Raw genomic sequence first — 12893 nt, forward strand, 5'->3', positions numbered from 1 at the left:
TCCTTTTTGTTGAAAACGGCATAACCATCTGTTTACGCACTCGTGTTAAACCCGATCCCGGAAGCCGGAGTGTTCCCCCACCTCCTTTCAAACGGCTTAGCGGGAGTAAATTGCAGAAATCATCCTTTGAGCGAGCCCACCATGACCCCTTTGACAAAGTGCTTCTGCACAAACGGATACATGATGAGAATCGGAATACTGGCGACTACGATTAGTGCGTATTTGAGTACCTGCTCGAACCCCTGATCCCGCAGCTGCTGGCTCGTATTGGCCAACATCGCCGGGTCGGCGGCGTTCAGAATCAGCAGATTGCGGAGCACATATTGCAGTGGGAACAACTTTTCGGAACGCAGATAGATCAGGGCATCAAAGTACGCATTCCAGTGGCCCACCGCATACATCAGGGTCATGACCGCCAGAATCGGCTTTGATAACGGAAGAACGACGCTGATCAAATACCGAATATCTCGGCATCCGTCCATTTCTGCCGCCTCCCCCAGCTCTTCCGGAATGGAAGACTGGAAGAAGGTTCTCGCCACGATGACCTGGAACACTGCGAGCGCCCCTGGCAGCCACATCGCCCAGCGTGTATCCAGCAGATGGAGGTCTTTCATCAAGAGATAGGTTGGAATCAGACCGCCGTCAAAGAACATCGTGATCATCATGAAAATAATGATGGCCCCCCGTCCATAAAACGACTTTCGTGACAACGGATAAGCGAGCATGACGGTCAGCGCCACGTTGATAAACGTACCTACAACGGTATAGATAATCGTATTGTAGAACCCGAGCATGAGCTGCTGGCTTTTGAAAATGGAGATATAGGCCTTGATGTTAAAGTCTACCGGGAACAGCCACACCTGACCGGATGTAACGGCAGGGGAGGAGCTGAACGAAGAACTGATGATGTACAAGAGCGGGTAAAACACCGTTAGCAGTATGGCGAACAGAAAGATATAGTTGAATGTCATGAAGACGCGGTCACCAAGCGGGTCCTTGATCCGGTTACGATTAATCAGGTTGAACATGAATGAGCTCCTCCTTTACCACAAGCTGTTCTGGGATACTTTGCGGGAAATGCCGTTGACAATAACGAGCAGGATTAGGTTGATAACAGAGTTGAACAATCCTACCGCCGAGGAGAAGCTAAAGTTGGCCCCGATCAGACCAACCTTGTACACATACGTGGAAATGACTTCCGAAGCGCTCGTGTTGAGCGGATTCTGCATCAGATATATTTTTTCAAAGCCCACGCCCATAATGCTGCCCAAACTCAGAATCAGCATGATGACGGTGACTGGTACGAGCGTTGGAAGATCGATATGCCAAATTTTCCGAAGCCTTGAAGCACCGTCCATCTTTGCTGCCTCATAGAGGGATGGATCAACGCCAGCGAGTGCCGCGATATAAATAATCGATGAATAGCCCATGCCCTGCCACACGCCCGACCAGACATAGATGGATTTGAAGTATTCGGGAATGCCCATAAAGTTGGTCATCGGGAAGCCCAGGAAAGTAAATAGCTTGTCTACAACACCCACATGGGGTGACAGCATCAGAATGATAATGGATACCATGACAACTGTGGAGATAAAATGTGGAGCGTACGTGACCATCTGGACGGTCTTTTTAAAGTAACCCGTTCGGATTTCATTCAGTGCCAGCGCAAGCAGGATCGGAATGGGAAACCCGGCGAGTAACGAGTAGAAGCTGATGCCAATCGTATTTTTGATCAGCAGCCAGAAATTTGGGGATTCGAAAAAGGCTTCAAAGTGTTTCAGCCCAACCCATGGGCTGCCCCAGATTCCTTTGACGACACTGAAGTCTTTGAAGGCGATCTGTACACCAACCATCGGAATGTACTTGAAGATCAACAGATACAATACGGGAGGCAGCACCAGGAGATAGAGCTCCCAATGCTTCTTGAGGCTTCTGATAAATGGATGCTGTCGCTTGGGTTCTGCGTAATTCCTTCCTTGCTGGAGCTCCACCGGTGCAGGTATGCTTTCCGTAGCTCGACTCATTCGCGTCACTCCTTCTACACCTTAAGTGTAATAATACATTACATTTACATCCCTTAAACATCCTTTTGTTTGGTTCTTTTTTCTGTATTGGAGCCATCTGTGTGAAGAATAATGCCAGGTAACGCTTTCTTGAATTGATAGTACCTTGAGCGGCGTTCTTTTATCAATTTGCAATTTTCCCCCACCTCTCCTTATTCCTAAAACCCTTGTCGTACAAGGGGAAATCGCTCTTTATCATATGTATATTGCAAAAATCCCTAAACAAAAAAGCCCGAAGGACTGTAAAAGTCCCTCGGGCTTTGAGTTGTAGATTTATTCGTTTGTGAACAATCTGAACGTCAGCGTGATAGGTGCTGCTTCCGTAACTGCTGCCTGCGGCAGCTCTACAACAAGTCCATCTTCTGTCGGTTGGAATGACAGCACATCATCTGTGCCAACGAGTTCAATTCGCTCCACCTTTTCCCCATATGGAATGATCACTTGTGATTCAACTGCCTCGTTTTCGTTTCTGTACAGACGGAAGGCATACGATACGTTCAGATCTTCCTTACGTGTGAAGGCCCACTCTCCTGTGAAGTATGGTCCGCAAATCCGCGTGCCATAGATGCCCTCCCCATGCGTACCGATCCACTCTCCGAGGGCTTTAATGCTTCGGACTGCGCCTTTCGGGAGACGTCCGTCCGGTTGCGGTCCCACATTCAGTGCCAGGTTACCACCCTTGGATACTACCTCAAGCAGAATATGCGCCAGTTGTCTTGCTGATTTATACTGATCATCATATCCAAACGCAAAGGAATTGCCCACCGTGATACAGCTCTCCCAAGGAATATTCATTGGGAGCTCTGGAATGGTTTGTTCCGGAGTTACGATATTCTCGTATGGTCCACCTACCGTGCGATCTGCTGCCAACAGCCACGGCTGGGTTGTCCGACGTGCCCGCTCCACCACCTCGCCCAGACGGATATCCTGACCGTGGCGTCCTTCGCGCACCCAACCTGCATCCAGCCACAGACATTCAATTCGTCCGTAGTTGGTCAGCAGCTCCATGATTTGCTCATGCGTGAACTCCACGAACTTTTCCCAGAGCCATGGATACGCTTTCGGATCATAGGATGGCCCACGCCACATATGGCTTCCCCGCTCCATGCCAGGTGTCCAGTAATACGGCGTATGCCAGTCCGCTTTGGAGAAATAAGCCGAGATGCCGAGCCCCTTGGCACGAAAAGCATCAAAAAGCGCCCGGCAAATATCCGCATACTTATGGGTGTGAAAAGGGGTGTCCTTACCCGTGATGCGATAATCGGTTGTATGTGTATCCCACATGCAAAAACCATCATGATGTTTGGTTGTGAACAGGAAATATTTGAACCCGTTATCAGCAGCCATCTGTGCCCATTCCTCAGGCTGAAAGCGAATTGGATTGAAGGTTTTGTTGAGATCAAAGTATTCCTGCTTGAAATGCTCCATGTCGTTAGTCCAGTCGATGTCATTGCGCGACCAATCGCCATCTTCGTCACTGAGCGCCCAGGACTCCACGAGTCCAAGCTGGGAATAAGGACCCCAATGCATCATCAGCCCCAGCTTCTGATCCTTAAACCACTCCAGCCGTTCATTCAGCAATGGGTCTTCCGGCTTCACCCATTCCTCTTCCTTGCTAAAGTTGTGCACCCCGGCTTCGACAACCTGTTCTTCCTGTTCCAGCACCGTATCTTTGGTTTCGCTCATCCCGTTCATCTCCTTCGGATTGGATATAAGATAAACTCCACAGGTTAAGCCCCTGTCACTCCGATTGCAGTACCATCTTCCGATCGCTGTTATCCCCGGATTTCTTTGATTTCACTTTATAAATGGTCGGAAATCCGGGGATAAAGGCGAGCGCTTCGCTTCTTCAGATTGGTTCTGCACTCTCCGTTTTGGCTTAAACGCTCAGTTTCAACTTATAAAGATCTATAGTGAAATTTCGCGTCCTTCACGTGCTGACTCGTAGATGGCGCAGAGAATTTTCATAATTTCAACGCCATCCTCAACGGGGCTAAGCGTCTCTATGCGTCCTTGGGTACTGTCGATAAAATGATTGACTTCATTACGGAAAGAACCTGCGAAGTCAAGGGATTTGAAATCCACCTGTGGCGTCATATTCAAAATGGTATCGAATTTCTCGCCAATCAGTGAAATTTCCGGTTCCAGTTCAGCCCCACCTTTATCGCCATAGAGTCTGACCGAAGTTTCATCCTGTTTCGCGTGCAATGTGAAGCTTACATCCACCAGCAGGCTTGCCCCGTTCTCGAAACGAATCAACGCATTAGCCATATCCTCTACAGTGTTTTTGTTCGCATCATAGTCCGCCGCCTGGTAGAACGACAGATTACGGATATTGGCACGGTTACCCAATCGATTGGAGACATTCGCGGAGACGGTTTTCACCTTCGGTTTACCCATCAAGTACCAGGAGATATCAATAATGTGTACACCAATATCGATCAACGGGCCGCCGCCAGAACGATCAACATCTGCAAACCAGCCTCCTGGATTGCCCAGACGCCGCAGACAGGATGCCTTGGCATAATAGATCTCTCCCAGCTCGCCTTCATCAATGAACTTCTTCAGGATCTGCGCATTGTCGCTATAACGGCGTACAAAGCCGACCTGAAGCAGTTTTCCACTGCGGTGAACGGCCCTCTCTACCTCTAACGCATCTTCTACCGTCTGACAGAGCGGCTTTTCGCAAAGTACATTTTTACCCGCATCCAGAGCAGCAATGCTGATCTCGGCATGTGTATCATTCCAGGTACAGATGCTTACTGAATGAATTTCGGGCAATGCCAGGAGTTCCTTATAGTCCGTGAATACATGAGTAGCGTTATATTTTTTCGCGGCTTCCTGGGCACGCGCTTCATTCAGATCACATATGGCGTATATTTCAACTTCGGGATTACTGTCATACGCTTGCAAATGAAAATCGGATATTGATCCTGCACCGATAACGGCAATTTTAAGTCTGGACATGGATTTTTCCCTCCATAATCTGTTGAATGATGGTCATATCAGTTGATTCAAAACATATGATAATCGGCTTAACGTAACTACGGTGAATGTTTGGACTTTCGGCCGCTGTTGTCTTCAGATTTCTTGTATCAACCGCTCTCAGCGGTTGAAATCCGCAGACAAAGGCGGGCGCTACCGCTCCTACAGTTCCAAACTTCCCCTATGTTCTTTCAGCCCCTACATATAAAAATTGATTCCACTTATATAGTAGTGCAGTCGCTGCTTATGCTTCCTCCCAGAAACGGCGGACGTTATCCATCGCGATGCGGGATGCTGTTTTGCAATTTTCCATGCCTTCAAATTCAACAGAGATGTATCCGTCATAACCGGATTGCTTCAACACACGGAATACTTCCGGCATGTCGATGTCCCCGTTGCCCACAATCGCTCCGCGCAGGTAATTGCCGTGTGCGGTCTGGAACCAACCCTCTCCGGGATTACGGTATGAGGGTCTCCGATAGAAATCTTTGGCGTGCACCATGGATGCATAAGGAATGTTGTTTTTCACAGCGCTAACCGGGTCTTCATCCACACACAGGAAGTTGCCGATATCCAGCGTTGTCTTAAAGTTTTCTCTCGCCGTCTCATGCACCAGCCGCCGGACTCGCTCACTGGACTGCACATAGTAACCGTGATTCTCCACACTTGTCGTAATACCGTGACTCGCTGCGTAGTCGGCAATTCGCTGACAGGCCTTTACCAGAACAGGCAGGTCCGCCTCAAACTGGGCGACCGTTCCTTCCTGTGCAGGACGAAATGCAACATCATGGCGCATTCTCGTAACGCCAAGTGCGGCAGCGACATCCACATGCTTCAGGACAGCAGCGATCTCATTTTCAAGTGCATCCGGGCCCTCTCCTGTAACGAAATTGGCACCTATTGCGTAATTGGAAATATCGATTCCCACTTCTCGTGCAGTCACTCGAATCTGGTCAATTAATTCCGGCTGGTCGATCAGGCTGTACCCTATCGGAACAATCTCCACATGTTCTCCGCCCTGATCAGCGATGTAACGGATGGCGTCGGGGACAGTCAGTTCTTTTGCATCCAGTGCCTGTTGCAGACTGTATGTGCTGAGTCCTACTTTCATATCTTCTCATCCTCTCCTGCTGGTGTGTGGCTCTACCTTACCTATACCTTTTTCCATAAGATCATACAATTCCCAATAATCGTTTGCTACTCTATTTTCCATGGGATGAATCCAAAATCGGCTAATCTACAAATGTTACGGCTTGGATCTTAGAAAAAGGGGAATTCTTCATGTGTGAGAACTGCCTTTGAGCCCAACCTCCTGTTTGTTCAGATATACACCCAGTGAGGACAACGTTGGGTACCATCTGGATTCATGAACGGTCAGGCGAATGGTTTTGGCGGTGAAGGAATCGAAATGACAGATTCGTTTGTGACCAACAACCGTGCCGGAATAAAGCGCCTGCCAATCACCACGCTCTCCCTTTGCCTCCAGCGTGAAACGCTCAATTCGCTGACCCGAACGGTTATGTTCCATGAGAACGACACGGTTGAACAATCTTTCTTCCGGCAGCTCCACTTCCAGCCAAGCCTGCTCTGTCCCTTCAGGTGGACACCAGAACGTATCCGGTTCCTCACACAATACTTGAGAAGCCGCATGTTCTTCATCCATCGTCTCCGATGCCCGCATTTGCGCGCCTACAGCCAGACTTTGCCCATAAGTGCCTCGTAAAGTGTCTCCGAGCTGCTGCAGCCGCTCAGCATCCAGTTCGTGAATCAGGCCGCGTCGATCTGGCGGAAGATTAAGTAGAAAATTGGCGTTACCGCCAACCGCTCCATCATAGATGCCGAGCAGTTCCTCCAGCGATTTGACCTGATCATCCTCGCTTGCATGATAGAACCAACCCGGGCGGATGGACGTATTCACTTCTGCTGGATACCAGATGAGCTTGCCCTCATGCTGCCGGATCACATTCCGACTCCCCAAATCCGCATCCTGTGTATTAATTCTGCTGGCAAACTCGCCATCATCCACCTGCTGGGATTGCTCCTGAATCTTCTCGTTATCCTGCACGTAGGCAGGTACAACGCTCCATTCCGAAGCTCGAGTATGACCTGCCTCATTACCGCACCAGCGAACATCCGGCCCACATACCGATATTACAGCCTCTGGCTGCAGCTCCCGAATCAGTGCATAATAGGAATCCCAATCGTAGACCTGCCTTTTCCCATTCGGCCCCTCTCCGCATGCGCCGTCGAACCACACGCAGAAAATTTCACCATATTGGGTTAACAGCTCACGCAACTGATTTTTGAAAAATTCATTGTATCGCTCCGAATCTCCGTAGGATGCTTCGTGACGATCCCAGGGAGACAGATAGATGCCGAACTTCAACCCAGCTTCCCGGCAGGCATCGGCAACCTCTTTCACCAGATCACCCGCACCATTTCGCCAAGGGCTGGCGGCTACCGTATGATCCGTGTACTGGCTTGGCCATAAACAAAACCCATCGTGGTGCTTGCATGTGAGAATTAATCCTGTCATACCGGCGGACTTGCACGCCTGAACCCATTGCCGGGCACTCAGATGAGAAGGGTTAAAGATAGCGGGATCTTCATTCCCCGTTCCCCACTCCTGATCTGTAAACGTATTCACAGTAAAATGAATAAATGCATAGAACTCCATCTCCTGCCATTTCAGCTGGCGTTCTGATGGCACGACCTGCGCTGCCGCCTTCACCCAATCGGTGGTATTCACTGGATGCTTCTCCTCTCATGCCGGTTCTCTGCCCGCTCTCCGCCAAATGCCATAAAGGACCGGCAGAGCAAAGTATCTCCAGCGGTCCTTAATATGTTCATCTGTCGTTGAAAGTCAGCTTCCTGAATGCAATTCGATCCCTATTCCATGAATACTCTCCCCATCTCAGCGGTACGGTCCACGACCCTTGCCGCCGTCCCAACACCCTGCTCGCCACATCCATTGCCTTTTCATGCTTGCCTGCAAACCATGCCGCCATAATCTTCATGAATGGGTCTCCTTTCGGAAAATGATGGGTGAGCCATTGGAATTGATCACTTGTTATTTTTGTTATCATAATAATGTTATTGTTTTATTCATAAACAGTCTAAGACGTTATGAATGAAACGTCAATACACAAAAAAGACACCCCTACGGGTGCCTCTCTCTTGATCCATATCGTCGAATATTATATGTTCATTTTCGCTTTGCCTTTGTCATTCGGTTAAACATAATCAGTGCAGCAATCAACATGGCAACAATTGCGATATTACTTGCTGCATCATGCGACATGCCGAACAGAACGCCCAGGTTGGTAACCAGGCCTCTGACAATTAGCGCAACCGCAATCAGCAGAATGGGGCTCCAAAAATTATATCTTCTCATCCTTCGCAACACTCCTGACCAGATTGTTCAGAAATTCTGGATCTCATAACACAATCATAACAGTCGTCATGTTCAGTTACAACAGATCAGACGATCCTGCGTTACACTTGTTTGAATTCGATCCAGTCGATCTGCAGACCCGGTTTGGTGAAGTCCAGCTTCAATTCGTACACCCCTGCTTCCAGCTCCACTTTGACAAGTTTCTGTCTGATCCATTTACCTTCGGTACCATTGGTTTGAATGGTCGTCATTAATTGATCATTGAGAATGACATTACATGCACTTTGAGCCAGTTCCGGTTCAGGAGACATGATCTGTACAATAATCCGGTATTGACCTGCTTCATCCACTTTCATGTAGACAGGTCCGCCCACAGCTGGTTTGACCTGTGCATTGTCTACCAGTACTTGCGCCTGTTCTGAGGAAAGTGAAGCTTTCGCTTGGAATGAAGCCACATTCTCTACAATCTCATGTTTTCTGGAGAAGACAGGCGCATTCATGATAAATTCACAAATATTCATGGCGGAGCGCTGAAGCTCTCCGCGTGTCAACGTCCCATTTTCCAGAGATTCGATTGTGTTGTCATCCCAGCCGTTAATTTCCGCACCATAGTTAGGTACAACCATGTACAGATCGTTTTGAGCGCGAACCATCCAATTGGTGTTTTTCCGATCCGCTGGTCCACCATCAACACCGTCGTTCATAATAGCCCACCAGTCAGTCATCACGATACCTTGGAAGCCCCACTCTCCACGAAGAATGGTCGTGTTCAGATCGTAGTTGGAGGCCGCCCAATGTCCATTAATCGGATTGTAGGAAGTCATGATCGAATTCGCACCGCCTTCTTTGACGGCAATTTCGAACCCTTTCAGATAGATCTCACGCAAGGCGCGCTCGGATACTACGGCATCCACTTTACTGCGATGCTTCTCTTGGTTGTTGCAGGCGAAATGTTTCAGCGTAGCATTAGAGCCACCCTTCATGATTCCTTTCGTGCAAGCAGCAGCAAATACGCCAGAAATTAGTGGATCTTCTGAAAAATATTCAAAGTTACGTCCATTCATCGGACTCCGGCGAATATTCAATCCAGGCCCGAGCAGTGCATCCACCTGATTTCTCAGCAATTCCTGGCCTTCCATCACATACAGCTCTTCGACGAGTTCTGCATTCCATGTTGCTGCCAGCAAAGTTCCAATAGAAACCTGTGTAGCTTTCTCCCCGCTATCCATACGAATACCGGATGGGCCATCTGCAGTACATGCAACAGGGATTCCGTAATTAAACAGACTGTCGCTCACGCCGCCAAATGCGGAAGCCGTGCCCGATGTAACGAGTGGGCTGCTCATACCTTCGCCTCGCACGATGGCTGCCAGATCCTGATCACTCAGTTGGGCAATAAAAGCTTCCAGGCTGATTTTGCCATCCTTCACATCTCTCAGCTTGTAGCCCTGATTGCCGGTTTGCTCCAGCGTTTGCGGCAGGCTTTGTTCAATCCGTTCAGCAATGGATATCTGGCGCGTTGGTACATCTGCAAAGATCAGCTCGTAAGACCCATCTTCTTTGCGAGTTCCCGGCTTCATTCTCGTAAAGCTTTCAGTCGGTGCCATGGCCTCCTGAAGCTGTTCTACGAGTTGAATCGTTTCTACGACGTACCCATCTTGGCCATCAATGCTGACGTGTTCCACATTTTTGACACTGGTTCCCACGTACAAACGATATGTTCCTGCCTCAAGTACATATGCCGATGCATGTCCTGTTACGCCAGCATCATCATAGGAAGCCATGGAATCTACAGGGAAGCTCACAGTCAGGCGCTGAGACTCACCCGGCTGAAGCAGATTGGTTTTGCCGAATGCTACCAGGGCTTTCGCAGGTTTCCCCAATTGACCTTGTGGGGCTTCATAATAGATCTGCACCACTTCTTTACCGGCATAGGTTGTGCCCGTATTGGTTACGGTTACATTCACCTTAATGCTGTTTTCTCCATCTTGGGAGATCCATTTTGCGTCTTCAGCCTTGGTTGTGAACGTGGTATAGGACAAGCCATATCCGAATTCAAATTGTACTTTTTCAGGTCGAAACGTTTCGAAATAACGGTAGCCTACGTAGATATCTTCCTGATAAAGGTTCTTGAACTCGTTGCCGTAATTGCTTGTTGATGGATAATCTTCGATAGAATATGCGATCGTATCCGTTAATTTCCCGCTTGGTGTAACGTCCCCTGCCAGTACATCAGCTATCGCATTGCCACCCTCCATACCGCCATGCCACGAGTAAATGACACTTTGGATCGGATGAACGTAACTTTCATCATTCAACCAGCTCATGTCCATGATGTTCGATACATTCAGTACCACAATCGTTTGTTCAAAATGATTCGTGACCTGCTTCAGCATCGCTTTCTCATCTTCCGTCAACCGATAGCTGCCTGGTGCATCCACGTTATCCTGATCTTCGCCTGCTGTACGTCCAATGACCACAATTGCTTTGCTGGATTTACTTCTGGCTTGGGATACCAATTCATCGGTTAAAGGCATTTCCTGCTGATTCCAAGGCTCTGCCGCCCACACTTTTCCACCATCATCGAACGGGTTTTCCTCAATCCATTTTTCATAGACAGCTGCCAATTCTTCATTGACCGTAAGACCTTTTTTGCTACGCAGACCGTCGAGCAAATTGGTTGTATACGCCACATGAACGCTGCCGCCCGACCCTGTTCCACTGCGATAATAGTTGACTTGAATCCGTCCAAACACTGAAACGTTTTCGTCTTTTTGAATCGGAAGAGCTTGTCCTTCGTTTTTCAAAAGCACTGCGCCTTCCGCGGCAACCGTGCGGCTAAACTCTGCAAACCCTTCCAATGGAACTCCGATTTGATGTGTGCTCAATGATTTCCCTCCTGTTTGTCATCTCCATCCCCACGAATCGCTATGTATAAAATGAATTTATGAAACTCACACTTGGGTCACTCCGATGACAGAACAACCTTCCGATCACTGTTATCCCCAGATTTCCTTAATACCTTTTTAAAAGGTTGAAATCCGGTGATAAAGGTGAACGCTTCGCTTCTTCAGGTTATTTCCGTCCTCTCCGTTATCGTGTAACTCTTCTTTGGTTCATTTTATAAAAAGAAAGATATCGTTAATCTGGTAGATTCACTTGTATCTAGTCTCATATTAACAGATTCTATAGTAGAAAATAAATCAGGTTAAACGTTTTTTCTCACAGTAGGCCTGATTTTGTAATTATCCAACTTAAAAAGCCACGAACGTAACCGTTCGTGACTTTTCTTTCTGGCTCGACCCATGCATCAGGTCGTTAATTTGGCATAGACAAGGAAGAACACCATGTTCTCTCCCACAATTGCATAGTTAGGTACCCGATAGACCAGATCTACAACGATAAATGCGGCCATGATTCCCAGCATAAGCACCAAGTGACGCGGACGGAGCCGCAGATGAGCATGTCTGTATCGGTGGAACACCAGGGAAGTGGACAGAAAATACAGCAGAACGGAGCCAAACACAAAGGCTAACATGAATCCATAATGAAGTTCGTTCAGATATAAAAGTTGAATGGAAGCGGCAATCATGCTCATGGATATGTAGATGAACAGATGGCCGTAGATAATGGCTTGCCCGGCGGTCTGAATCTCCTTACTGACTTTCTTCTCAACGTTATCAAAATACTGCCACCACATCGCAATCACGAATATGGATGTAAACGCGGCGAACAAAACAGATTGTACATCCCAGTGATCCATTTGCAGCACGGCAATGATACTGACGACCGATTCACCGAGCAGGATGAGTGTAAACAGAGCGAAACGTTCCAATAAATGATGGGTGTGTATCGGCACCTTCACCAGATTTTTGCGTCCAATCAGTGGAAGGATGATATCCACAGCAATTCCCACGTACAAAATCGCATATCGCAGCCATGAATCGAAGAACAGGGAACTTGTTGAGATCAATATGCCGATGATGAAGCATAAGCCCAGATAACGGGCAGCCTTTTGCTGATGTTCGCTTTTGGAATTATGAATCAACAAATATTGAATGGCTGTCAGTGCCCTCGAACCAATATAACCCGCAAAGAAGGGCAGATAGTATTGGTCAAAATCAACCGAAAGGCTCGCCGTCATCACCAGAACGGAAAGGAGCTGAAGGATGAGAAATACGCGATGGATGAAGATATCCTGACCGTATCGGTTAATAAATAGAGTCTGACCGACCCATGCCCACCAGACAGGAATGAAAATCAATACAAATTTCATCAAATATTCAAACGAAATTACGCCGTGTTCGGCATGCAGCAGGACATGACCCGCTTTGGAGACCGCTGCTACAAAGAGCAAATCATAGAACAGCTCCAGCCAGGTAACCTTTTTCTCCATCATCCTTCAATGCTCCTTTAGTTGAACTTATATCAAAGTAATTAATTCTCTACAG

Annotated in this window: 10 protein-coding genes; all 10 read right to left on the reverse strand. The window is 48.0% G+C overall.

Translation table 11 applies throughout. The features are described from left to right. Positions 1 to 119: 119 nt before the first annotated feature. Positions 120 to 1028: a carbohydrate ABC transporter permease gene (locus tag P364_RS0107155; protein WP_029880810.1), complete on the reverse strand. Its 909-nt coding sequence runs from the start codon at positions 1026 to 1028 to the stop codon at positions 120 to 122. Between the two features lie 15 nt (positions 1029 to 1043). Further along, positions 1044 to 2024: an ABC transporter permease gene (locus P364_RS0107160; protein WP_024629462.1), complete on the reverse strand. Its 981-nt coding sequence runs from the start codon at positions 2022 to 2024 to the stop codon at positions 1044 to 1046. 312 nt (positions 2025 to 2336) lie between these two features. Further along, positions 2337 to 3749 carry an alpha-L-fucosidase gene (locus tag P364_RS0107165; protein WP_024629463.1) on the reverse strand — a complete coding sequence of 471 codons (1413 nt, stop codon included), beginning with the start codon at positions 3747 to 3749 and terminating at the stop codon, positions 2337 to 2339. Positions 3750 to 3971: 222 nt separating this feature from the next. After that, on the reverse strand, positions 3972 to 5030 hold the full coding sequence (locus P364_RS0107170; protein WP_024629464.1) for a Gfo/Idh/MocA family protein: 1059 nt from the start codon (positions 5028 to 5030) through the stop codon (positions 3972 to 3974). Positions 5031 to 5292: 262 nt separating this feature from the next. Beyond that, complete coding sequence (locus tag P364_RS0107175) at positions 5293 to 6159, reverse strand: sugar phosphate isomerase/epimerase family protein (RefSeq protein ID WP_024629465.1); 867 nt, start codon at positions 6157 to 6159, stop codon at positions 5293 to 5295. A 168-nt stretch (positions 6160 to 6327) separates the two neighbouring features. Then, entirely contained in the window at positions 6328 to 7725 is a 1398-nt protein-coding gene (locus P364_RS0107180; protein ID WP_081717931.1) for an alpha-L-fucosidase, read from the reverse strand. Positions 7726 to 7894: 169 nt separating this feature from the next. After that, the gene (locus P364_RS37520) at positions 7895 to 8065 is read right to left on the reverse strand and encodes a hypothetical protein (protein WP_161634233.1); all 171 of its coding nucleotides are present in this window, start codon (positions 8063 to 8065) and stop codon (positions 7895 to 7897) included. Positions 8066 to 8253: 188 nt separating this feature from the next. Then, positions 8254 to 8442, reverse strand: coding sequence for a hypothetical protein (locus P364_RS0107190; RefSeq protein WP_024629467.1), 189 nt, complete (start codon positions 8440 to 8442; stop codon positions 8254 to 8256). Positions 8443 to 8543: 101 nt separating this feature from the next. After that, positions 8544 to 11330: a glycoside hydrolase family 3 C-terminal domain-containing protein gene (locus P364_RS0107195; RefSeq protein ID WP_024629468.1), complete on the reverse strand. Its 2787-nt coding sequence runs from the start codon at positions 11328 to 11330 to the stop codon at positions 8544 to 8546. A gap of 422 nt (positions 11331 to 11752) precedes the next feature. Beyond that, positions 11753 to 12841: a low temperature requirement protein A gene (locus P364_RS0107200; RefSeq protein ID WP_024629469.1), complete on the reverse strand. Its 1089-nt coding sequence runs from the start codon at positions 12839 to 12841 to the stop codon at positions 11753 to 11755. Positions 12842 to 12893 lie beyond the last annotated feature (52 nt).

Origin of the sequence: Paenibacillus sp. MAEPY2 (genome assembly GCF_000499205.1) — a bacterium.
Taxonomy (GTDB): Bacteria; Bacillota; Bacilli; order Paenibacillales; family Paenibacillaceae; genus Paenibacillus; species Paenibacillus vandeheii.